Genomic DNA, 22,443 nt, shown 5'->3' on the forward strand with positions numbered 1-22,443 from the left:
CCCGCCCCCTCAGACCAGGCCGGTGCCGCGAATGCCGTCGAGCACGAACTGCACCGAAAGCGCCGCCAGCAGCATCCCCAGAAGCCGCGTGATCACCACGATGCCTGTGCGGCCCAGCAGGCGTTCCACGAAAGGTGCGGCAAGGAACAGAAGGAAGGCGGAACCCAGCACCGCGGCCATGACGCCGTGAATGGCGAACGTATGCGCCACCCCCTTGGCGGGCGAGTTGCTGATCAGAAGGATCATCGTCGTGAAGGCCCCGGGACCCGCGATCAGCGGCGTCGCCAGCGGGAAGACCGAGGGGTCATGCTGCGGCTCGGCATGCTGCCCCTCGCGCCGCTGCGTCCGCCGCTCGAACAGCATGTCGAGCGCGGTGATGAACAAGAGCAGCCCGCCCGAGATCCGGAAGGCGGGCATGGAGATCCCGATCACGCTCAGGATCTTGTCGCCCAGAAGGCCGAAGAGCGTCATCAGCACCGCCGCGATCAAGCAGGCCCTGAGGGCGACGGCGCGCCTATGCGCCGGGCTCATGCCCTGCGTCAGCGCGATGAACAGCGGCGTGAGCGCGATCGGGTCTACGATCACGAAGAGCGTGACGAAGGCCGTCAGGTAAAGCTGAATGTCCAAGGATCAGACCTCTGCCGCTTCGAGCTTCTCGGCCGCCCTCATCCAAAGATCTTCCGCGCGGTCCACGGCTTCCATCACCTCGGCATATTTCTTCTGCCAGATGGCGGCTTCGTCGGGGCGCGCATACAGTTCCGGATCGGCCAGCTTCACCGCCAATTTGTCGCGCATCTCGTTGAGCTTGGCCAGCCTTTCCTCGCATTTGCGAACGTCCGCCTTCAACGCCAGCATCGCCTCGCGCGAGGGGCGCGCGGGCTTTTCCTTGGGTTTGGACGCGGGCTTTTCGGCGTCGTCCCCCGCCAACAGTTCGCGACGGTAGGTGTCGAGGTCGTTGGCATAGGGCGTGACCGCGCCGCCCTTGACCAGCCACAGCCGGTCCGCCACCAGCCCCAGAAGGTGCATGTCGTGCGAGACGAGGATCACGGCGCCGGAATACTCCGTCAGCGCCTCCACCAGCGCCTCGCGGCTTTCGATGTCGAGGTGGTTGGTCGGTTCGTCGAGGATCAGAAGATGCGGCGCATCGAGCGTCGCCAGCGTCAGCGACAGCCGCGCCTTCTGCCCGCCCGAAAGCCGCGCGACCACCGTCTCCGCCTGGTCCGCGCCCAGGCCGAAGCCTGCGAGCCGCGCGCGCAGCTTGGCTTGATGCTCTGCCGGGCGCATGCGCTGGATATGCTGCAAGGGCGTTTCGTCTAGGTGCAGTTCATCCACCTGATGCTGCGCGAAATAGCCGATCCTGAGCTTGGAGGACCGCGTGATCTTCCCCTCGCAGACCTCAAGTTTTCCGGCCAATAGCTTGGAAAGCGTGGATTTCCCCTCGCCGTTGCGACCCAAAAGCGCGATCCGGTCATCCTGATCGATGCGTAGGTCGAGCCGCCGCAGAACCGGCGCCCCGCCATAGCCGACAGCCGCGCCATCCAGCGTGATGATCGGGGGCGACAGCTGTTCGGGGGCCGGGAAGGTGAAAACCACCTTGCGGGCCTCTTCCGGCGCCAGGATCGGCGTCATCTTGTCCAGCATCTTGACCCGGCTTTGCGCCTGCACGGCTTTCGACGCCTTGGCCTTGAACCGGTCAACGAAGCTTTGCAGATGCGCGCGCCGCGCCTCCTGCTTCTTGGCCTCGGCGGCTTGCACCGCGCGCTGTTCGGCGCGGGATCGGGCGAAGGTGTCATACCCCCCCGACCAGAGCGTCAGCTTGCGGTTTTCAAGGTGCAGGATCGCGCCAACCGCGCGGTTCAAAAGTCCGCGGTCATGGCTGATGACGATGACGGTGTGCGGATATTTCGCCAGGTAGCTCTCCAGCCACAGCGCCCCTTCGAGGTCGAGATAGTTTGTCGGCTCATCCAGGAGCAGCAGGTCGGGCTGGGCGAAAAGCACGCCGGCCAGCGCCACCCGCATCCGCCAGCCGCCGGAGAAATCCGAACAGGGCCGCCGCTGCGCCTCTGCGTCAAAGCCAAGGCCCTTCAGGATCGCGGAGGCGCGCCCCTCGGCCGACCATGCGTCGATATCGGCCAGCCGCGCCTGGATCTCGGCGATGCGGTGGGGGTCGGCGGCCGTCTCTGCCTCCGCCATCAGGCTGGCCCGCTCCGTATCGGCGGCCAGCACCGTATCGAGGAGCGAGGCCGAGGACGACGGAACCTCCTGCGCCACGCCACCCACGCGAGAGCGGGAGGGCAGGGTGATCTCTCCCCCCTCCAGCGCCAGTTCGCCCCGGATCAGGCGGAAAAGCGTGGTCTTGCCCGCGCCGTTCTGGCCCACCAGGCCGACCTTGTGGCCGGTGGGAATCGTCGCCGATGCGCCGTCGAACAGCGGGCGCCCCTCGACCGAATAGGTGATGTCGGAAATCCTGAGCATGGGCGGCCCATATCAGAGCCCGCGAGGGACGAAAAGCGCCCCCCTTTCATTCTGGCCCCAAATACTCCCGCCGGAGGCTCCCGTGGCGCTTCGCCCACGCGACCTTTTCAAACCCGCGCGCGCGTGATAGCAGGCGCGCGATCCAACTCCGGCGCGGGCCCCGCGCCCCCAACGATAGGTTCCGACATGGCTGTTCAACGCACCTTCTCGATCGTCAAGCCCGACGCGACCCGCCGCAACCTGACCGGCGCGATCAACGCCAAGCTGGAGGCCGCTGGCCTGCGCATCATCGCGCAGAAGCGCATCCACCTGACCAAGGCCCAGGCCGGCGTCTTCTACGCGGTCCACAAGGAACGCCCCTTCTACGACGAACTGTGCGAGTTCATGTCGTCCGAGCCGATCGTGGTGCAGGTCCTGGAAGGCGAAGACGCGATCGCGAAGAACCGCGAAGTGATGGGCGCCACCAACCCGGCGCAGGCCGCCGAGGGCACCATCCGCAAGGAATTCGCGCTCTCGATCGGTGAAAACTCGATCCACGGTTCCGACGCGCCGGAAACCGCCGCAGTGGAAATCGCCTACTTCTTCTCGGGCCTCGAACTGGTCGGCTGATCCCGTTCACCCCTGAAATCGCGAAGGCCCGCGCCGGGGATACCGGCGCGGGCCTTTTGCTTCTTTGGAGCCATCTTCAGCGGCGGGGTCTGATCCCGATCTCGTCCAGCACCGCCTCAAGCTTCGCGTCGATCATCGCGCTTGAGGGGCGCGCCGCGACGCGAGCCTTGATCGCATCGAAGCGCCGGCGAAGGGCTGCCTTCTCCTCGCCCTGGCAATCGTTCCAGGGGCGCCCCTGCAATCCCATCACCAGGACGTAATAGCCGATGAAATGCGGGGGATTGCCGGCGCGCAGGAAGCTTTCATAGGCCGCGTCGGGCCCCAAGGCCTCAATCTCCTCGGCCGAGTGAATGCCCGCACGCGCAAAGGCTGCCTCCGAGGCGGGGCCGAGATTGGGAATGCTGGAAACAGGGCGTGGCATGTGCCGGGGCTATGGTGGGGGCGGTTTCGTCCCCAGACTAGCCGCACCGGGGCCAAGGGCAATGCCCTAGATCGAGGCCCAGTCGGTGATGATCTGGTCGCCCATCCGCGGGCTGTCCTGGCTGTCGCCGGGCTGCGTGATGCGGCGCTGGCTTTCCTGCGCCATCTGGCGCCTGGCGGTCGGCGCGTCGCCCGGTTGCTGGCCCTCAACCTCGCCGGAGGTCATTTGCGGGGTGTTTTCCATAACGGCGTTTCCATCCTTGGTCTTGCTTGTCTGCTTCGGATCCTGTGGATCGAGCGCGGCGCAGATATGGCCGGAAAGAGGTATCGTCAAGAGAGTTTGCGGCAAATCCGCCCAGTTGCCAAAACCCGGACGCGAAGGCGACATCTTCGGCGCTCATTGCGCAATAGGGCGCAACAATCGTTCGTGTTGCGCCCTATTCGTTCCAGTGTGGGGGTTTTTCCGTCTAGCCCTGAAAGGCGGCGGCAAGGGATTCGGGCAGTGAAAATTCCCGCAAAGCGCGTGCGCGGGCATTGGCCGACATCTTGCGGGCGGTCTTTTCGACGATTCTGAGCAGCGCGTCGGCATCGCGCCCATCCGCGAAGGGGGCGAAGTACCAGCGCAGGAAAACGAAGCAGATCACGTCTTCCAGCGCCTGGACTTCTGCGTCGCGCTTGATCCCCTCCTTTCGCAGCAGGGTGCCCGCCCGCTCCGCCTCGGCCTCGTCGTAGCCGGCGTCGCGCATGATCTCCGCGACCCGCCGGGCATGGAAGGCGCCCAGATCGCGCCGCCAGGCAAGGTAGCCCGCCCGCCCCTCCGGGTAGCTGTCGCGCGGCGAGGTCCAGCGCTCGATGTGCTGGCCGCGCGCCGCGATCTGAAGGACGTCGGAGGCATCGGGAAAAAGCCGCGCCAGCTCGTCGCTCATCCGCTCGCCGTAAAGCAATGCGGCGGGGCGGCCTTCATGCGTGTCGGGGTCCTGGGTGTTGGCGACGTCGATCGCGGCGAGGGCGGCATCAAGGCGGGACATGGCATTCCTGTCGGTTTTCCGGTGACGGTCGCATTGCGTGGGGCGCGGGTCAAGCGCCCGCCGGTGTGGCCGCGCCGACTCGTTCACCGGGATTTGTTCGGCCCCCGATTGACGCAGGCGCCCCGCTACACACATCATTCCCGACAGAGGCAGCATAACGAGCAGAAAATGCCCATGCAAAAAACGTTCCACAGCCCCTCCGGGGGTGTAGATTACCTTGGGCTCAGGCAAGATCGCGTGGGCGGGACAGAGATCGTCTATGACGACGGCGTGGCGCGCCGCAAGGTCTGGCGGGTCCGCTCGGCGGTCAGCGACCGGGCGCTGGGGGATATCCTGCGCACCGCCGTCAACCAGAGCCGCGTCGTTCCCGCGCTTTACGCCGAGCTCAGGAAGCGCTCCATCGCGGTGGAGACCGTCGCGGGATGAAAAATGGCCGGGCGGCTGCCCGGCCAGTTGGAAGAGACTCCACAGGGGATGTTTGTGGAGGCCCTCAGCCCTGCCAGAAATGGCGGGAGCATTCGTTTTGCGCGGTCAGCGGATCGACGCCGATATCGCGCAGCAGCCGGTCGTCCAGGCGGGCCAGGTCGCGGCGGGTCTTGCGACGCTGGCGGCTGTCGCGAAGGATCGTCACGATCCGCGTCGCCACACGGCCGGCCATGCCAGCGCTTTGCGGCAGGGAAAGGGCGGTTTTGGCGGGGGCAGTCATCGGATCACCTTTGTATTGATACAATGTAGAACTATCTTGTAGACATATGGCTACAATAGGGGCACAATGACGTCCATAGAAACATTGTCACGGGTACAAAGAGGATGTCATGACCATGGAGTGGCGGCCTGACCTGGCACAATTCGCGGGGCCGAAGTATCTGGCGCTGAGCCATGCGCTCAGGGCTGCCGTGCGATCGGGCGAGCTTCCCGAAGGCGCCAAGCTTCCCCCGGTCCGCGAGCTTGCCTGGCAGCTTGGCATCACCCCTGGCACCGTGGCGCGCGCCTATCAGATCGGCACGCAGGACGGGCTTCTGGACGCGGTCGTGGGGCGCGGGACCTTTGTCGCGGCGCGCAACCCGAGGCTTGGGCCGACCCAGCCGCTTTTTACCGATGCCCCGCCGCTTCCCGACAGGGCCGAGGGGCCCGTGGACCTGCGCGCACCGCAATTGCCCGACGCTGGCCATTCGCAGGCCTTCGCCCGCATCTTGATGGAGATCGCCCGCGAAGGCTGCGACTGGCGCGGCTATCCGACGAACCGTCGCGACCTGCCTCTTAGACAGGCCTTCACCCATTGGCTTGCGGACCGGGGGCTCGGGGCCTTCGATGCCGACGACCTCGTGCTGACCCATGGCGGACAGAACGCCGTCGGTCTGGTGATGCAATGCTGCCTGCGCGGTGAGCGCCCGGCGGTGCTGTGCGAGGAGTTGGCCTTTCCGGGTTTTCGCCGGGCGGCGCGGCTCAACCGGGCCGATGTGGTCGCGGTGCCGCTTGATGACGAGGGGATCGTGCCCGAGGCGCTGGACGCCGCCTGCCGCCGCACCGGCGCGCGGCTTCTCTGTGTGACGCCCGAGGCGCAGAACCCGACCGCCGGCCGGATGAGCCTTGCCCGCCGCCGTCGGATCGCCGAGATCGCCGCGATTCACGACCTCCAGATCATTGAGGATGACTGCTATTCGGTGGCTGAACCCTCCGCCCCCGCGATCCGCGCGCTGGCGCCGGACCGGACGTGGTACGTCACGTCGCTGTCGAAATCGGTTTCAGCGGGACTTCGGGTGGGCACGATCATCTGCCCAACGGGCCATGGCGAATCTGGCCGGATCGCCGCGCAGCACTCCTACTTCGGGCTTGCGCTGCCGCTTTCGCAGATCGCGCTGAAGCTGCTGACGACGGGCGAGGCCGCGCGGCTGCGCGACGCAGGCCAGGCGGTCTTTTCCCGCCGGCTGGAACTGCTGCTCAATATCCTTGGACGCCATGAGTTGCGCTGGCAGATGGGACTCAGCTTCGTCTGGCTACCGCTCCCGCGCGGCTGGCGCGGCTCGACCTTCGCGCGCGAGGCGGAAAGCGCGGGCGTGCTGATCCGTTCCGCCGACGAATACGCGCTTGTCGATGGCCATGCGCCAAACGCCGTGCGTATCGCCCTGGACGGTGAGGTCGAGGAGGCGCGCTTCACCAAGGCGATCGCGACTCTGGCGCGGCTGTTGGACAATCCACCGGCCGAGATCCCGGTCTGACCCTCAGCTGTCCTGCGGGACGAGGCCGAGGCCGCGCAGGTAGATCCCCAAACCGGCCTCCAGCAGTTCCTCGGGCGGGAAGGGGGAGCGCGCGCCGGGTGTGCCGCGGGCGAATAGTTCGACGACACCGTGGCTTAGTGCCCAGATGTGGGCCGCGAACATCGCAGCGGGCGGGCGCCGTCCGGCGGGCATCTGCTTGGTCAACTCCTCTGCCGCGCGGGTCAGGACCGCGCGCGCCCGTTCCGCGCTTCGCGCCAGCGCCGGGTCGGTGTTGAGCGAAATGCCGCTTTCGAACATCGCCATGTAATGGCCCGGGAACTTCCGCGCGAAAGCCAGGTAGGCGCGGCCCGTCGCCTCGAACGCGCGCAGGGCCGAGGGCTTGCCGTCGTTGTAGGCGTGTTCCATCAGGTCGCCGAAGATCGCGAACCCCTGGCGGGCGCATTCGGCGATCAGGTCGTCGCGCCCCGCGAAGTGTCGGTAGACGGCCGCCGGGGTGACGCCTGCAGACTTGGCCGCGTCCGACAGCGTAAAGCCCTGCGGGCCCTGCTGCTCGATCAGTTTCAGGGCGGCCTCGATCAGCGCCTGCTTGAGGTTGCCGTGATGATAGCCCTGCTTAGCCATTCAGAAGGCCGGGGCCGCCGCAAATCTTTCCGTCCACCTTGCCGATGGCCTTGCGATCCTTGCCCGCGTAGTCAAGCGCATGCAGCACGGACTGGATCGCCGCGATGCGCGCGCGGGCCTTGTCATCGGCACGGATCACCGTCCAGGGCGCAGTCTTGGCGTGCGACTTCTCCAGCGTTTCCCGGATCGCGGCGGTGTAGGCGTCCCATTTCTTCAGCCCCTCCACGTCGATCCAGCTGAGCTTCCACTGTTTCAGCGGATCGCTTTCGCGCGCCAGGAACCGGCGCAGCTGTTCAGCGCGCCCGACATTGAGCCAGAGCTTGACCAGCGTGATCCCCTCGTCGATCAGCATGCGCTCGAAATCGGGCAACTGGCGGAAGAAAAGCTTGCGCTGCTCGGGTGTGCAGAAGCCGAAGACATGCTCCACCACGCCGCGATTGTACCAGGACCGGTCGAAGAGCGCGATTTCCCCCGCCGCCGGCAGCCAGTCGATGTAGCGCTGGAAGAACCACTGGGAGGCTTCGCGTTCGGTCGGTTTGGGCAGGGCGACGATATAGGCGTTGCGGGGGTTGAGGTTTTCGCGCATCCGCTCGATCGCGCCGCCCTTGCCGGCCGCGTCGCGCCCCTCGAAGAGGACGCAGAGCCGCTTGCCGGTCGTGCGCAGGTCGTGAAGCATCTTCACGAGTTCGATCTGGAGCCGCTCCATCTGCGCGTCGTAATCCTTGCGCTTCATCTCGCGGTCGTAGGGGTAGCTTTTGGACAGGATATCTTTCCTGTCCGCCTCCGCGATCGCGCGGCGCACCTCTTCCGGGGCCTCGGTTTCAAGGAACTTCGTAATCTCGCCCACGAAGGGGATGGCCTGGGGGGCGGGCGCTTCCGATCTTGCCATGCGGGTCTCTCCGGATCCTGTCGGGCCAGTATGGCGATTGCAGGGCCGGTTGCAATCGCGCCTAGCCGCGCCAGTCGGTGCTTTCCTGGCCGATCCGGTCCATGTCGAAGGGCGTGGTCAGATAGATCTCGCTGACCCAGTTGCCATAGAGCAGATGCGCGTGGCTGCGCCAGCGGTTCAGCGGCGCGCGCGAGGGGTCATCGTCGGGGTAGTAGTTCATCGGCACGTTGATCGGCGTGCCGTTGGCCACGTCGCGGTCGTATTCCTGCTTCAGCGTATCGCTGTCGTATTCGAAATGGTTGAAGATGTAGAGCGCGCGGTGCGCCGGATCCTCGACCAGGCAAGGCCCAACCTCATCCGAGCCCAGAAGCGTGCGCAGACCGGGGGCGGCGTCGATCTCGGCCTGCTTCATCTCCGTCCAGCGGCTGACCGGGATGATGAAATCATCCGAGAAGCCGCGCAGATAGGGCGACGCGGGCGTGAGGCTGCGGTGCCGGAAGCAACCGAAGGCCTTGTGGTCCAGCATGTGCTTCTTGATGCCGTGGAAGTGATGGATCATCGCCATGCCGCCCCAGCACACGCCGAAGGTGGAATGGACGTTGGTCTGGGTCCAATCCATGATCTCGCGCAGCTCGTCCCAATAGGTCACCTCCTCGAAGGGGAGATGCTCGATCGGGGCGCCGGTGATGATCAGGCCGTCAAACTTCTCGTCCTTGACCTCCTGGAAGGGGCGGTAGAATTCGGCCATGTGCTCGGACGCGGTGTTCCGCGTCTGATGCTCCGACATGCGGATCAGGCGAAAGTCGATCTGAAGCGGGGTCGCGCCGATCAGGCGGGCGAACTGGTTCTCGGTCTGGATCTTCTTCGGCATCAGGTTGAGAAGTGCGATGCGGATCGGCCGGATGTCCTGATGCGCGGCGCGGTCCGGCGTCATCACCATCACGCCTTCCTTCGACAGCACGTCAAAGGCGGGAAGGGTACGGGGCAGGGTGATGGGCATCGGGGAAGTCTCCTTCGGGAACGCGGTAGATAGGCCGGTCAGCCCGCCTGCTCAAGGGCCTCGGCGACAAGTGCGGCGAAGTCTCCGGCGCTGCGCAGGCGCGCGACGGTCTCTGCCTCCACGGTGATGCCCCAGTTCCGGGCCATCGCGTCGTAGCGGGGCTGGCGGTGATCCAGAAGCCGGGCATAGGCGAAGCGGAGGAAGCCGTCGGGGTCCACGCGGTCGGCGGGCTGGCCCTCCTGCTCCAGGTATTCGCCCCAGACGCGGAGGAGGAATTCGGGCTGGTAGTAGATCGGTTTCGGGTCGCGGTCGAAGCGGCGGATCAGCTCGGCCCGGTGGGTCTCATCGCCCTTGATCCAGATCATCAGGACGGTCTTCGACAGATCGCCCAGGACCGGGTCCTCGGCGTCCCAGGGGTCCACGACCTCACAGATCGAGCCGCCCGAGTCACAGACGAAATTGTCGTAGCCGTAAAGGTCATGCGCGCGGTTGGCGAAATGGCCAGTGTCGTGCAGGGCCGCGACTTCGGCCGTGCGGTGCTGGTCCTGCCGGCGCTGGTATTCGGCAAAGGGCAGGCCGCCTTTCGCGGGATCGCCCGGCTTGCCGAGGTAGGTGGACAAGGGCGCCAGGTTGTTGAACGTGATGTTCGAGGTGATGTGGACGCTGTCCGTCATCAGAAGCTGGCGCAGAAGCGGAACCTTCATCGCCTCGCGCTTGAAGTTGTCGGCGATGTGTTCGCCCATGTAGCGCGTGCCGATGCGGTAATCGATCGAGTACTGGAACCACTTGCCGCTTCCACGCAGCATGTTCGACACATAGGTCTTTCCAAGGCCCGACATGCCAAACAGAAGCACCCGCTTCCGGTCCGCACCCAGCCACTCTTCCGCCGTCCGATAGATCATTCCGCCGCCCGCCCGGTTCGTTTCGCACGTTCCTACCGGCAGGCGACGGAAGTTTCACGCGGAATTTTCGCCGCGCGGGCGCGCCTAGAAGCCGACGCCGACCCGGATGCCGGCCGCGATCCCGTCGTTGTCGGCGAAATTGGCGCCGATCGAGGTCGTGGCGTCGCCGATCTGGAAGTAGCTGACGCCCGCGGTCACGGTCATCGTGTCGCGCGTGTAACTGGCGGCGAGGCCGAGGCTCTTGAACCCGTCAACGGGGCCGAGGTTGCCGGTGACATCGCCGTTCGAGGGTTCGTATCCCAGCGTCACCGCGCCCGACCAGGTGTCGTTGAACTTGCGCCCGACGCCCAGCGAATAGGTGATGCGGTCGGACTGGTAATAGGCCAGCGGAAGCCCCTGCGGGTTGAAGAACGCCGTCAGGTAGGCCGCAGGGCTGATGTCGAAGGCTGACCATTCCTGCCAGCGCACCGACCCGAACAGCAGCGTGTCCTCGGCGATGCCGGTCTGGAACTCCAGGTTCAGCGCCTGCGGGACCGTCGTTTCGAACGAGCCGGTCGCCACGCCGTTTTCGGTGGAGTTGAGCTCATGAGTGATATCGGAGGTATAGGTCAGCGCCACGCGTGCCGCGATTTCGGGCTTTTCCCAGGCCGCGCCGACGATGTAGCCCCAGGCCAGTTGGCGGTTGGTCGACAGCAGGTAAACCGGTGTCCCGCCAAGCGAGATCGAGACATCGCCCTTGGCCTGCTCGGCCCGGATACCGCCGTAAACCGAGATATTGTCCTGCACCTCATAGCGCAGAAGCCCGGTGATCGCGGCGGCCTGCAGGTTGGCGGTGGTGCCTTCAAGCAGGTAGCCGGTGCCGGATGGGTAGTTGATATCGGCCCCGATCGGCTCGTTCAGGATGATGGCCAGGTCAAGCTTGTCGCTGAGCGCCTTTTTCAAGGCTAAGGAATAGGTCAGGTAGCCGGAAAGCGCATCGCCTGAGCCGATGCCAAGAACGCCGCTGACGTTCGGATCGCCATAGCCCAGACTGAACTCGGCGTAGTCGCCCTCCTGGAACAGGATCCCGGATGAAAACGGCGCACGCTCCACCCCGCCTGCGACCGCGCTTGTCGCAATACCCGAAACGCCCGCCAAAAGGCAGATGACCCTAGCTCGCATAGTTCCTCCTCCTGAAACCGGAGTTAGCGTTATTTTGCATAATTCATACGTCAATCGGTGACGTGGCGTGAGCGCGGCGTGACGTTGCGGGCGATTATCTTGGCGAGGGTAGATTTTGAATCACACCTTTCCGCTCGCAACTGCGCGGGCGGTGCCTGCCGACAGGTTCAGCCAATTGGCGCAAAAGATGATCGCGCCGCCCAGGAAGACCCAAAGGTCCATCGGTTCTCCATAGGCCAGCATGCCGATGACGGCGATGACCGGCAGGCGGAGGAAATCGACCGGCACGACGATGGTGGCGGGGGCCAGCGTCAGCGCCTTGGTCAGCCCCATGTGCGCGACGATGCCGCCGATCCCCATCGCCGCGACCCAGGGAAGTTCCACTGGCCCCGGCAGCGCAATAGCGCCGTCCCAGCCCGCGACCGCGGCGGCAAGTCCGCTTTGCATCACCGTCAGCCAGAAAAGAATCCCGACCACCGTGACCCGCCGCGTCAGGCGCTTCGTCACGATGGCGGTGCCGGCAAAGGCCAGTGCCGAAGCCAGCGCCAGCAGAATCCCCGGCCCGAGCCCGCCCTCGGAAAAAGGGCGGGCGACGATCAGGATGCCCGTGAAGCCCACCGCCGCCGAGACGGCCTTGGTCGCGGTCATCCGCTCGCCCAGAAGCAGGGGGGCGGCCAGCGCCACCATCAGGGGGGAGGAGAACTCGACCGCGAAGAGCTGGGCGAGCGGGATCAACGCCAGGGCGTAAAGCCACAGGTTCTGACCGGCGAAATGGATGACGTTGCGCAGCAGGTGGAAACCCAGGCGTTCCGCCCGGATCTCGGCCAGGCGGCCGGACAGAAGCGCGTAGGCGACGACCAGCGCAACCCCGATCAGCGAACGGTAAAGCATCATCTCCGGCGGGTTGAGCGCGGTGCCGATCTGCCGCCCGGAAACCGCGATCAGCGAAAAGCCCGCCACCGAGCCCATCATCCAGAGCGCGGCCAGAAAAGGTCGGTGGACGTCGCCCATGAGGTCTCCCGGGTTCCTAAGTCGCCGGTGTCCTGACGCCTAGCCGCGCGATTGTCCAGCGCGGCTGGCGCGGGCGTGAAAGATGAAGCCCATGAAATTCAGCAGCAGCTGCGCCGCGAGGATCGAGGTCGATCCGGTCGGATCGTAATCCGGCGCGACCTCCACCAGGTCGATGCCGACGATCTCATGCGCATGTGCGGCGCCCTGAAGAATCTCCAGGACCTCGTAGTAAAGAAAGCCGCCGTGGCTCGGCGTGCCCGTTCCCGGCGCGATCGAAGGGCAGAATCCGTCGATGTCGATGGTGACGTAAAGCCGCGCGCCTTGGGGAATGCGGGCCAGCACGCCTTCGCGCCCCAGGGCGCGGACCTGGCGCACTGACAGGATATCCGATCCCATCGCGCGCGCCGCCGCGTACCCTTCCTTCGCGGTCGAGGAGACGTTGCGGATGCCAAGCTGGGTCAGGCCGGTGACGTAGCCCTTTTCGGCGGCGCGCCGCATCGGGTTCCCGTGGCCGTGCCGCACCCCGTGGCGTTCGTCCACGAAATCGAGATGCGCATCGATCTGAAGGATATGGATCGGCCCCTGATCGTCGAAGGCACGGATGCAGGGGATATTGACCGAATGATCCCCGCCGATGACCACCGGCAGGGCGCCCGCTTTCAGGATCGCCCGCACGCCCGCCTCGATGTTGGCGTGGCTTTTCTCGGTGTCTGTGTGGACGATGTCGGCATCGCCGATGTCGACGATACGAACCTCGGGGCCGAGGTAGGTGGCGTCGTCCTCGTGGTCGTAGGCGCCCGCGTGGCCGAAGGAGAAAAGCGTCGAGGCCTCCCGCACCCCGCGCGGGCCGAAGCGGGCGCCCGAACGGAACTGGGTGCCCATGTCGAAGGGCGCCCCGAGGATCGCCGCGTCGGCCTCGATCGCGTCCCAGTCCGAGACATAGGGCCGCTTGCCGAAGGTCGCGATGCCAACGAAGGGCAGGTTCAGCCGCCCGCTTTCATATCCGTGTCCCGCCATCGGCCGAGTCTCCCGTTTTGCGCGCAGACTAGGGGCAGTCCATCCGGTCGTCCATCTGCAAACCGTTGCCCCCATGTCGCCCCTTGGCCGAAAATCGTGCCAACCGGGGCAGTTTGCGCTCGCATCTCATCGGCGAAGGGGGCAGAGTCCGCGCACGAGCAGAAGAGGCAGAAAAATGGCCTTCCATCCCCCGAAACCCGTTCCGCCCGGGCTGTGGCGTCGTACGCCGCCCGCGGTCTTCCCCTCCATCCTCGGGCTGTTCGGCCTGGGCCTTGCCTGGCGCCGCGGCAGCTTGCTGTTGGACTGGCCCTCGGTCATCGGAGAGATCGTTCTGGGCGCGGTCACCGGGCTTTTCGCCTTCGCGATGCTGGCCTATGTCGTCAAGCTGGCGCGCCGCCCCGCGGTCCTGGCGGAGGATCTGACGATCCTCCCGGGGCGCGCGGGACTGGCCGCACAATGCCTGTCCGTCTACCTCGCCGCCGCGGCGCTCTGGCCCTATGTGCCGGGCGTGGCGCGGGCGGTGCTTTACGCGGGGCTTCTGTGGCACGGGGTTGTCGTGGTCGTGATGATCGCGCGGTTCGTGCGCGGCCCGAAGGAGCAGCGCCGCGTCACCCCAGTCTGGCACCTGAGTTTCGTGGGCTTCATCGTCGCGGCCTTGGCGGCCCAGCCGATGCGGCTGGCCGAACTGGCGGAGGTGATCTTCGTCACGACCTTCTTCCTGGCGCTGGTCATCTGGGGCGCCAGTCTTGAGCAGTTCCGGCGCGAGGGCGTGCCCGCGCCGCTGCGCCCGCTGCTGGCGATTCACCTGTCGCCTGCGGCCCTTTTCGGGCTCGTGGCGCTTGGCTTCGACCTGAAGTCTCTGGCCATGGGGTTCGCGGGGTTTTCCGCCGCGATCCTGATCCTGCTGGTGATCCGGGTGCGCTGGCTGACGGCGTCAGGCTTCACGCCGTTCTGGGGCGCCTTCACCTTTCCGCTCGCCGCGACGGCCTCTCTCTGGCTGGCGCTTGGCGGGATCTGGGCGGTGCCGGGCGTGATCGCGCTTGCCGCGACCTCCGCCATCGTACCGCTGATCGGCTGGCGGGTGCTAAGGCTTTGGGCGCGGGGGCAACTGGCCACCATCACCAACGCGGCCGTGGCCTGACGCGGCGCTAAAGTAGCCGCGTCCAGGCCCGCGCGATCGCCAGGCCCGTGGCGTCGGCTTGGGCCGCGTGTTCAGCCGCGATCTGCGCGAAATCGGCAAGCCAACCGGGCTGACGCGCCTCCACCGCCTCGGGGAAGTCGCGGTTCCAGGCCTGCACGACGGCGCGGCTGGCCTCGAAATGGAACTGCGTCGCATAGGCCGCCCGCCCGATGCGAAAGGCCTGATTGGCCACGGCGTCATTGCCTGCAAGATGCACGGCCCCTTCCGGCAGGTTGAAGGTATCGGAATGCCACTGGAAGACCGGGAACCCGGCGTCCAGCCCGGCCAGAAGCGGGTCGGCCCGGCCCGCGTCGGTGGGCGTCACGCGGTGCCAGCCGAATTCGTGCGCCTCGCCCAGCCGGTTCGCGGCCCCGAAGGCGCGCGCCATCAACTGGCCGCCAAGGCAGACCCCCAGAACCGGCGCGCCCTGATCGGCCGACGCCCGCATCAGCGCGGCGAGGTCCGGCAGGTACGGGTGGCTATGGTCGTCAAGCGCGCTTTGCTCGCCCCCCAGCACGACAAGCCCAGCATAGCGCCCGATGCCGCCGGGCAGGCGGCTGTCCTCCCATGGGCGCCAGACGTCGATAAGGGCGCCCGCCTCGGCCAGGGCAACGCCGATCTGGCCCAGGTGTGTGACTTCGGTATTCTCCACGATCGCGACGCGCATGATGCCCCCCTTCGGTCGTTGCGATTGATCACGGCGCGCGGGGGAAGTGCAAGGGACAGGATTTAAGCCTTGCACTCTTGACCGCCCCGTGAAATGGGGAGCCGCCAAACGATGACTCCCCGAGGAGGCCCCCATGGAGATTCGCGAGGCGCTCACCTTTGACGACGTGCTTCTTGTCCCGGCCGCATCCAGCGTGCTGCCATCGGATGCCGACACGTCCACTTTCGTGACCCGCTCGATCCGGATGAATATTCCGCTTCTGTCCTCGGCGATGGATACGGTGACCGAGGCGCGTATGGCCATCGCCATGGCGCAGGCGGGCGGGATCGGCGTGGTCCACCGCAACCTTGACCCCGAGACGCAGGCGCGTGAGGTCAGCCGGGTGAAGCGCTTCGAAAGCGGCGTGGTCTACAGTCCGATCACCCTGACGCCTGACCAGACCCTGGCCGACGCCAAGGGGCTGATGGATCGCTACAACATCACCGGCTTTCCGGTCGTGGATGAGGCGGGCCGGGTCGTCGGCATCGTCACCAACCGCGACATGCGCTTCGCCTCCGATGACAAGACGCCGGTGCGGGTGATGATGACCTCGGACAACCTCGCCGTGCTGAAAGAGCCGGTGGACCGCGACCAGGCCATCAGCCTGATGAAGGCGCGCCGGATCGAGAAGCTTCTGGTCACCGACGGGCAGGGTAAGCTGACCGGCCTCCTGACGTTGAAGGACACCGAAAAGAGCGTCCTGAACCCTCATGCCTGCAAGGACGACCTGGGTCGTCTCCGGGTCGCGGCGGCCTCGACCGTGGGCGACGCCGGGTTCGAACGCAGCCAGGCGCTGATCGACGCGGGCGTGGACATGGTGGTGATCGACACCGCGCACGGCCATTCCGAAGGCGTGGCGAAGGCGGTCGAGCGGATCAAGAAGCTGTCGAACGCCGTGCAGGTCGTGGCCGGCAACGTTGCGACGGCGGAGGCGACGCGGGCGCTGATCGGCGCCGGGGCGGATGCGGTGAAGGTCGGGATCGGGCCGGGCTCGATCTGCACGACGCGGATCGTCGCGGGCGTGGGCGTGCCGCAGCTGACCGCGATCATGGATGCCGCGCAGGCGGCGGGCGATATCCCCGTGATCGCCGACGGCGGCATCAAGTTTTCCGGTGACTTCGCCAAGGCGATCGCGGCGGGCGCTTCCTGCGCGATGGTGGGGTCCGCAATCGCCGGAACCGACGAAAGCCCCGGCGAGGTGATCCTGTGGCAGGGCCGCAGCTTCAAGGCCTATCGCGGCATGGGCAGCCTTGGCGCCATGGCGCGCGGCTCTGCTGACCGCTATTTCCAGAAGGACGCGGCCTCCGACAAGCTGGTGCCCGAGGGGATCGAGGGGCAGGTGCCCTACAAGGGTTCCGCGGGTGCCGTCGTCCACCAGCTGGTGGGCGGCTTGCGCGCGGCGATGGGCTATACCGGGAACCGGACCGTGGCGGAGATGCGCAAGAACTGCCAGTTCGTGCGCATCACCGGCGCGGGGCTCAAGGAAAGCCACGTTCACGACGTGCAGATCACTCGCGAAAGCCCCAACTACCGCGCGATGTAGGGACCAGACCCTCGGGCTGCCGACGCCGGGCGGCGGCCCGCGCGGCCCCGCCGCAACCGGAGGTAGCGCATGACCCCAGAGGCACGTATCGGGGCCGCGGTCGAAATCCTCGATCGGGTGCTGGCCGGCGAGGCCGCAGAGCGCGCGCTGACTACCTGGGCGCGCGGCAGCCGCTTTGCCGGATCGCGCGACCGCGCGGCGATCCGCGACCATGTCTATGACGCGCTGCGCCGCCGCCGCTCGGCGCTGGCGCTTTCGGGGCAGGCGGCGCCTTCCGGGCGCGCGCTGATGATCGGGCTCCTGCGGGACGCGGGCACCGATCCGACCACGATTTTCTCGGGCCAAGGCTACGCGCCCGCGCACCTAACCGGGGATGAGGCCGCGGCGCTGGCCGCTGCCCCTTCGGCCGCGGCGCTGCCCGAGGCCGTGGCGCTGGATCTGCCCGACTGGCTCGTCGCGCCGCTGAAGGCCCGCCTGGGCGCCGACTTTCACGCCGCGATGGAGGCGATGCGTCATCGCGCGCCCATCTTCCTGCGGGTGAACGCAGCGCGTGGGGATCGAGACGACGCGATGGCTGCCCTCGCCGCCGAGGGCATCGCGACCCGCCCCTCCGTGCTTGCCGCTGGCGCGCTGGAGGTCACCGACGGCGCCGCGCGGATCAAATCGTCGCAAGCCTACCTGACGGGGCTGGTTGAATTGCAGGACGCGGCCTCTCAGGCGGCGGTGGAAGCGCTGCCGCTGCAAGCGGGTCTTCGCGCGCTCGACTATTGCGCGGGCGGCGGCGGCAAGGTCCTGGCCATGGCCGCGCGCGTGCGGGGCAGTTGGTTCGCCCATGATGCCGATTCCCGGCGGATGGCGGACCTGCCCGCGCGGGCAGAGCGGGCGGGCGTGGCCGTGCGCCGCCTGACCACCGCCGCGATTCCGGGCGAGGCGCCCTTCGATCTGGTGCTGACCGACGTGCCCTGCACGGGCTCTGGCACCTGGCGCCGCACGCCGCAGGCGAAATGGACCCTGCGGCCGGAACGGCTCGCGGCGCTGAACCGCACGCAAGATGAAATCCTGGCCGAGGCGCAGAATTTCGTCAGGCCCGGCGGCCTCTTGGCCTACATGACCTGCTCGCTGCTCGACAGCGAAAACGCGGAGAGGATCGCGGCGTTCCTCGCGCGGTTCGCGGATTTCACGCTTGAGCTGGAGCGTCGCTTCAGCCCGCTAGATGGTGGCGATGGTTTCTATCTCGCTTGTCTCAGACGCCGCTAGGTTGCAAGTTTTACGCAGATGGTTTGTCGTTAAGCGCCCGTTAAGCCTTTGTCGGTCGTATGGAACCGTTCGAATTCGGGAGGAGAACTGGTGACGCGAGAGGCATGGGCGGCGCGTCCCGCGATCAGGCGGGCACTCGAAGGGCTGTCGCGCGCCTCGATCCCATTGGCCGGCGGGGTGGTCCTGTCGTTTCTCGCCTACCTGACTGCGGGCACGTTTGCTGGACTGGCCTGCCTGACCGGTGCCGCCACGCTGCTAGCAATCGGTCTGGCAGTATTCTGCCTTGACTGTCTGCGCGCGGCGCGTGACGCCCGGCTGGCTGAGGTAATGGCTGCCTTCGTTGCGCAGGACCGTTTGGCGAGCTTTACCGAAGGCGCAGATGGCGCGATCCTGGCGCGCAACGGCGCCGCGCAGGCGCAGTTCGGGGCGGGCGGGCGCAGCATGAGCGAGGTTCTGGGGGCGGTCATGGCGGCCCCCGCGCCGGTCCTCCGGCGGCTCCGGCAGGGCGCGCTCCTCGACGGATCTGCGGCGGAGGAGGTCGTGACCGCCAGGGGCCCGTTACGGATTTGCCTTCACCGTGCGGCCCGGACGCTGTTCATCTGGCGGATCGAGGCGGTCGGGGCCGACACCTCCCTGGCGCGCCCGGGCGATGGCGGGGGGTTGCCGATGATGGCTGTCTCTGCCGCCGGTTCGGTGGTCTTCATGAACGACGCGCTGCGCCAGCTTCTGGGCGCGCGGATCAGCACGCTCGCAGATGTCTTCAGCCGCCTTCCGGTCCAAGGTGGTGACATCCAGGAGGTTCAAACGAGCTATGGGCGCCGGCGTTTCCTGATTGCCGAGGTCACGCGGCCGAACCAGCCGCGCCAGCTTTACCTGGTGCCGGTCCCTTCCGAGATCGGAGGCAAGGACGATCGGGGGCTGGGCGGCGCGGCAACCTTGCCCGTGGCGCTTGTCCTGCTGTCGCGTGCCGGCGCGTTGATCGAGGCGAACCCGGCCGCGCGGATGCTGATCGGTGAAGTGCCGGAGGGCACGCCCCTGAACGAGATCCTCGAAGGTCTCGGCCAGCCGGTGAACGACTGGATCGCCGATGCGCTGACCGGCCGGGCGGAAGGCCGGCCCGAGGTGCTGCGCCTGCGCAATCCCGAGGCTGATGCCTATCTTCAGGTGACGCTGTCGCGCACGCTGACGCCCGAGGGGACAGCTTTGATCGCGATCCTGTCCGATGCCACCCAGTTGAAGACGCTGGAGGCGCAGTTCGTGCAAAGCCAGAAGATGCAGGCGATCGGTCAGCTCGCGGGCGGAATCGCGCATGATTTCAACAACCTGCTGACAGCGATTACCGGGCATTGCGACCTGCTTCTGCTACGGCACCGGCAAAGCGACCCGGACTATGCCGATCTCATTCAGATAAACCAGAACGCCAATCGGGCGGCGAGCCTTGTCGGCCAGCTTCTGGCGTTCTCGCGCAAGCAGACGCTCAAGTCGCGCGTGCTCGACCTGAGGGAGACCCTCGCGGACCTCGCCCATCTGCTGAACCGGCTCGTCGGGGAGAATATCCGGCTTGTGCTGCGGAACGAGCCCGATCTGCACCCGATCCGGGCCGACCGTCGGCAGCTGGAACAGGTCATCATGAATCTCGTGGTAAACGCGCGCGATGCAATGGCGCGCGGCGGCACGATCCGCATCACGACGGAGAACATCCATCTTCAGGAGGAAATGCGGCGCGAGCGGGCGACCGTGCCGGCGGGAGACTATGTGCTGGTCTCCGTCGCGGATGAAGGCACAGGGATCGCCCCCGACAAGATGAGCAAGATCTTCGAGCCCTTCTTCACCACCAAACGGCAGGGGGAGGGGACGGGCCTAGGCCTGTCGATGGCCTATGGGATCGTCAAGCAGACCGGCGGGTTCATCTTCTGTCAGAGCAGCCTCGGGACGGGCACAACCTTCCGGCTCTACTTCCCAGCCTACACGGCAAAGTCGCTCGCCGAGCCAGAGCCTGCGGAGGCAGCCCCGCCGGCGCCACCGCCGCTTCGCCGGGGCGGAGCGACCGTTCTCTTGGTGGAGGATGAGGCCCCTGTGCGCGCCTTCGCCGCCCGCGCGCTGAAGATGCGCGGCTTCGCCGTTTTCGAGGCCGATTGTGCCGAGGCCGCCCTGTCGATGCTGGAGGACAAGTCACTCTCGATCGACATCTTCGTGACCGACGTGATCATGCCCGGGCTCGACGGTCCGACCTGGGTGCGCAAGGCCTTGGCCGATCGTCCGGACACCCGGGTGGTGTTCGTTTCCGGTTACGCCGAGGAAAGCATTGCGGAAACCCGGGATCGGGTGCCCAACTCAACCTTCCTGCCCAAGCCCTTCTCGCTCAACGATCTTGTGCGTACCGTGCAAGAGCAGTTGGGACAGGCCCAGTCGGCCAGAGACGGCGGCGGCGCGATTGTGCCTGAAGCGGCGGGGGCGGTCGAAAAACCGGCGCCCCCGGGCGATCAGTCGAGCGCGGCGTAAAGAGCGAAATCCTCGGCCCTTTCGCGCCGCAGCCGATCCTCGATCTCGGGCGAAAGGCTGGTCGACCCTTCGGGCGAGACGTTGAGTCGCGGCAGCGTGATCTCAAAGTCCAGCCGGTCCTCGAGGAAGTCGATGAAGGCGCGGATGTTCTCGTAACGGAAGATCCGGTCGATGCCCGGCCCGTTGCCGGCCTCGAGGAAGCGCGCCTGGCTGCCGACATCCGCGAAAGCGGGGCGCGGGTCCGACAGGTAAGCGTTGACGAAAGTGTCGAAGTCGATGCCAGATGTCGAACGTTCCTTGATCGGGATCGCGTCGCGCTGGCGGTAGCGATACCAGCTGCCAAGCCACGACACCGGTTCACGCATCAGGGCGACGACGGTGAAGTCCTCACCCGCGGCAGAGCGGAGGTAGGGCGCGAGGAATCGCTGATAGCGCCGGACGGGTGTGTGCTTGAGCGCGGGCGGATTCTGGATGCAGACGTTGGCCAGTGGTTGCAACGCGGCCTCGATCGCGGTGGTGCCGGTCTTGGGCGTGGCAAGGAACACCAGCCGCTCCTTCCAGAATACTAGCATGCAGGCCTCTTTTTGTGTCTTCGGCGGTGTTGCCCGGCCGCCCTTAACTAAACTTTAACCGTGGAAAGAAAAAGTCGGGTTTATGAAGAATTGGATTGAAATGTTCCTGTTTTGTGCGCATAGATTTGTGAACAAGACAAGAACAAACGGTAGCATTGCCCCGAGATGCGGGCTATGGAATAAGGAAGCAACCCGTGGCAGCAGCGACCCTTTTCGACATGAACGACAAACGTAGTGCGGACAAGCAGAAGGCGCTCGATTCGGCGCTCGCGCAGATCGAACGGCAGTTCGGCAAGGGCTCGATCATGAAGCTCGGTGCCGACAATCCGGTGATGGAGATCGAGGCGACCTCGACCGGCTCGCTGGGGCTTGATATCGCGCTCGGCATCGGCGGTCTGCCCAAGGGTCGGGTCATCGAGATCTACGGGCCCGAAAGCTCGGGCAAGACGACGTTGACGTTGCATGTGGTGGCGGAGGAGCAGAAGAAGGGCGGCGTTTGCGCCTTTGTCGACGCTGAACACGCGCTCGATCCGCAATATGCCAAGAAGCTCGGCGTCAATCTGGACGAGCTTCTGATCTCGCAGCCCGATACCGGCGAACAAGCGTTGGAGATCGTGGATACCTTGGTGCGGTCCGGGGCGGTCAGCCTTGTCGTGGTCGACTCCGTCGCGGCGCTGACGCCGAAGGCGGAGATCGAGGGCGACATGGGCGATGCGACCGTGGGCGCGCAGGCCCGTCTGATGAGCCAGGCGATGCGCAAGCTGACGGCGTCGATCAGTCGCTCGAACTGCATGGTGATCTTCATCAACCAGATCCGCATGAAGATCGGCGTCATGTTCGGTAACCCCGAAACCACCACCGGCGGCAACGCGCTGAAGTTCTACGCCTCCGTGCGTCTCGACATCCGCCGCATCGGTGCGATCAAGGACCGGGACGAGGTCGTGGGCAACTCCACCCGCGTTAAGGTCGTGAAAAACAAGGTCGCGCCGCCGTTCAAGCAGGTCGAATTCGACATCATGTATGGCGAGGGGATCTCCAAGACCGGTGAACTGATCGACCTTGGCGTCAAGGCAGGCGTGGTCGAGAAGTCGGGTGCATGGTACTCCTACGGCGACGAGCGCATCGGCCAGGGTCGCGAGAATGCCAAGCAATTCCTGAGGGATCATCCCGAGGTCGCCGTCTCGATCGAGGACAAGATCCGGGCGAGCCATGGGCTTGATTTCGGCGCCTCTGAAGATGGCGGCGAGGATGTGATGGAGGCCTGAGCGCCCGCCGTGCAAACCGACTTGAGGGGCCGCATTCGCGGCCCCTTTGATTTACGGTTGAGCGGC

At 66.3% G+C, this 22,443-nt stretch carries 23 protein-coding genes; 8 read left to right on the plus strand and 15 right to left on the minus strand.

From position 1 onward, the window contains the following. Window positions 1-9 precede the first annotated feature (9 nt). Entirely contained in the window at window positions 10-627 is a 618-nt protein-coding gene (locus OE647_RS05990; RefSeq protein ID WP_263720786.1) for a MarC family protein, read from the minus strand. A 3-nt stretch (window positions 628-630) separates the two neighbouring features. Further along, on the minus strand, window positions 631-2,475 hold the full coding sequence (locus OE647_RS05995) for an ABC-F family ATP-binding cassette domain-containing protein (RefSeq protein ID WP_263720787.1): 1,845 nt from the start codon (window positions 2,473-2,475) through the stop codon (window positions 631-633). A gap of 186 nt (window positions 2,476-2,661) precedes the next feature. On the opposite strand from OE647_RS05995, the gene ndk reads away from it, so the two are divergent. After that, complete coding sequence (gene ndk, locus OE647_RS06000) at window positions 2,662-3,084, plus strand: nucleoside-diphosphate kinase (protein ID WP_263720788.1); 423 nt, start codon at window positions 2,662-2,664, stop codon at window positions 3,082-3,084. Window positions 3,085-3,160: 76 nt separating this feature from the next. Here the strand turns inward: ndk and OE647_RS06005 are convergent, their stop codons facing one another. The 3 genes from OE647_RS06005 to OE647_RS06015 form a co-directional block, all read right to left on the minus strand. Beyond that, complete coding sequence (locus OE647_RS06005) at window positions 3,161-3,505, minus strand: TfoX/Sxy family protein (protein WP_263720789.1); 345 nt, start codon at window positions 3,503-3,505, stop codon at window positions 3,161-3,163. A 66-nt stretch (window positions 3,506-3,571) separates the two neighbouring features. Further along, window positions 3,572-3,838: a hypothetical protein gene (locus OE647_RS06010; protein WP_263720790.1), complete on the minus strand. Its 267-nt coding sequence runs from the start codon at window positions 3,836-3,838 to the stop codon at window positions 3,572-3,574. Window positions 3,839-3,971: 133 nt separating this feature from the next. Beyond that, window positions 3,972-4,532, minus strand: a complete 561-nt coding sequence (locus OE647_RS06015; RefSeq protein ID WP_263720791.1) for a DUF4202 domain-containing protein — start codon at window positions 4,530-4,532, stop codon at window positions 3,972-3,974. Between the two features lie 174 nt (window positions 4,533-4,706). On the opposite strand from OE647_RS06015, the gene OE647_RS06020 reads away from it, so the two are divergent. Beyond that, entirely contained in the window at window positions 4,707-4,958 is a 252-nt protein-coding gene (locus OE647_RS06020; protein WP_263720793.1) for a hypothetical protein, read from the plus strand. Between the two features lie 64 nt (window positions 4,959-5,022). On the opposite strand, the gene OE647_RS06025 is transcribed toward OE647_RS06020, so the two are convergent. Beyond that, the gene (locus OE647_RS06025) at window positions 5,023-5,238 is read right to left on the minus strand and encodes a DUF1127 domain-containing protein (protein ID WP_263720795.1); all 216 of its coding nucleotides are present in this window, start codon (window positions 5,236-5,238) and stop codon (window positions 5,023-5,025) included. A 109-nt stretch (window positions 5,239-5,347) separates the two neighbouring features. Here OE647_RS06025 and OE647_RS06030 point away from each other — a divergent pair, with 109 nt between their 5' ends. Further along, window positions 5,348-6,751 carry an aminotransferase-like domain-containing protein gene (locus OE647_RS06030; protein ID WP_263720796.1) on the plus strand — a complete coding sequence of 468 codons (1,404 nt, stop codon included), beginning with the start codon at window positions 5,348-5,350 and terminating at the stop codon, window positions 6,749-6,751. A gap of 3 nt (window positions 6,752-6,754) precedes the next feature. Here OE647_RS06030 and OE647_RS06035 read toward each other — a convergent pair whose 3' ends face one another. The 7 genes from OE647_RS06035 to speB all read right to left on the minus strand — a co-directional run bounded on the left by OE647_RS06035 (window position 6,755) and on the right by speB (window position 13,352). After that, the gene (locus OE647_RS06035) at window positions 6,755-7,372 is read right to left on the minus strand and encodes a TetR/AcrR family transcriptional regulator (protein WP_263720797.1); all 618 of its coding nucleotides are present in this window, start codon (window positions 7,370-7,372) and stop codon (window positions 6,755-6,757) included. Beyond that, complete coding sequence (ppk2, locus tag OE647_RS06040) at window positions 7,365-8,261, minus strand: polyphosphate kinase 2 (RefSeq protein ID WP_263720798.1); 897 nt, start codon at window positions 8,259-8,261, stop codon at window positions 7,365-7,367. Before ppk2 ends, OE647_RS06035 begins: the two co-directional genes overlap by 8 nt. Before the next feature lie 61 nt (window positions 8,262-8,322). Beyond that, entirely contained in the window at window positions 8,323-9,261 is a 939-nt protein-coding gene (metA, locus tag OE647_RS06045; RefSeq protein ID WP_263720799.1) for a homoserine O-acetyltransferase MetA, read from the minus strand. Between the two features lie 38 nt (window positions 9,262-9,299). Next, the gene (locus OE647_RS06050; RefSeq protein WP_263720800.1) at window positions 9,300-10,163 is read right to left on the minus strand and encodes an ATPase; all 864 of its coding nucleotides are present in this window, start codon (window positions 10,161-10,163) and stop codon (window positions 9,300-9,302) included. Between the two features lie 84 nt (window positions 10,164-10,247). Beyond that, complete coding sequence (locus tag OE647_RS06055; RefSeq protein WP_263720802.1) at window positions 10,248-11,324, minus strand: outer membrane protein transport protein; 1,077 nt, start codon at window positions 11,322-11,324, stop codon at window positions 10,248-10,250. Window positions 11,325-11,444: 120 nt separating this feature from the next. Beyond that, entirely contained in the window at window positions 11,445-12,335 is an 891-nt protein-coding gene (locus OE647_RS06060) for a DMT family transporter (protein ID WP_263720804.1), read from the minus strand. Between the two features lie 39 nt (window positions 12,336-12,374). After that, entirely contained in the window at window positions 12,375-13,352 is a 978-nt protein-coding gene (speB, locus tag OE647_RS06065; RefSeq protein WP_263720806.1) for an agmatinase, read from the minus strand. 175 nt (window positions 13,353-13,527) lie between these two features. Between speB and OE647_RS06070 the strand changes: the two genes are divergently transcribed. Further along, entirely contained in the window at window positions 13,528-14,493 is a 966-nt protein-coding gene (locus OE647_RS06070; protein WP_263720807.1) for a TDT family transporter, read from the plus strand. 7 nt (window positions 14,494-14,500) lie between these two features. On the opposite strand, the gene OE647_RS06075 is transcribed toward OE647_RS06070, so the two are convergent. Next, entirely contained in the window at window positions 14,501-15,199 is a 699-nt protein-coding gene (locus OE647_RS06075; RefSeq protein WP_263720809.1) for a type 1 glutamine amidotransferase, read from the minus strand. Window positions 15,200-15,332: 133 nt separating this feature from the next. Between OE647_RS06075 and guaB the strand changes: the two genes are divergently transcribed. The 3 genes from guaB to OE647_RS06090 all read left to right on the plus strand — a co-directional run bounded on the left by guaB (window position 15,333) and on the right by OE647_RS06090 (window position 20,540). Continuing rightward, a complete protein-coding gene (gene guaB / locus OE647_RS06080; RefSeq protein ID WP_263720811.1) occupies window positions 15,333-16,781 on the plus strand; it encodes an IMP dehydrogenase in 1,449 nt (482 codons plus the stop codon). 69 nt (window positions 16,782-16,850) lie between these two features. Next, window positions 16,851-18,038, plus strand: a complete 1,188-nt coding sequence (locus tag OE647_RS06085) for an RsmB/NOP family class I SAM-dependent RNA methyltransferase (RefSeq protein WP_263720812.1) — start codon at window positions 16,851-16,853, stop codon at window positions 18,036-18,038. A 90-nt stretch (window positions 18,039-18,128) separates the two neighbouring features. Beyond that, complete coding sequence (locus OE647_RS06090) at window positions 18,129-20,540, plus strand: hybrid sensor histidine kinase/response regulator (RefSeq protein ID WP_263720813.1); 2,412 nt, start codon at window positions 18,129-18,131, stop codon at window positions 20,538-20,540. Here OE647_RS06090 and OE647_RS06095 read toward each other — a convergent pair. Continuing rightward, on the minus strand, window positions 20,522-21,112 hold the full coding sequence (locus OE647_RS06095) for a hypothetical protein (protein WP_263720814.1): 591 nt from the start codon (window positions 21,110-21,112) through the stop codon (window positions 20,522-20,524). The genes OE647_RS06090 and OE647_RS06095 overlap by 19 nt on opposite strands. Before the next feature lie 194 nt (window positions 21,113-21,306). Here OE647_RS06095 and recA point away from each other — a divergent pair, with 194 nt between their 5' ends. Further along, on the plus strand, window positions 21,307-22,377 hold the full coding sequence (gene recA, locus OE647_RS06100; RefSeq protein ID WP_318527935.1) for a recombinase RecA: 1,071 nt from the start codon (window positions 21,307-21,309) through the stop codon (window positions 22,375-22,377). The last annotated feature ends 66 nt before the right edge of the window (window positions 22,378-22,443 follow it).

It is taken from the genome of Albidovulum sediminicola (genome assembly GCF_025751575.1).
Taxonomy (GTDB): domain Bacteria; phylum Pseudomonadota; class Alphaproteobacteria; order Rhodobacterales; family Rhodobacteraceae; genus Albidovulum; species Albidovulum sediminicola.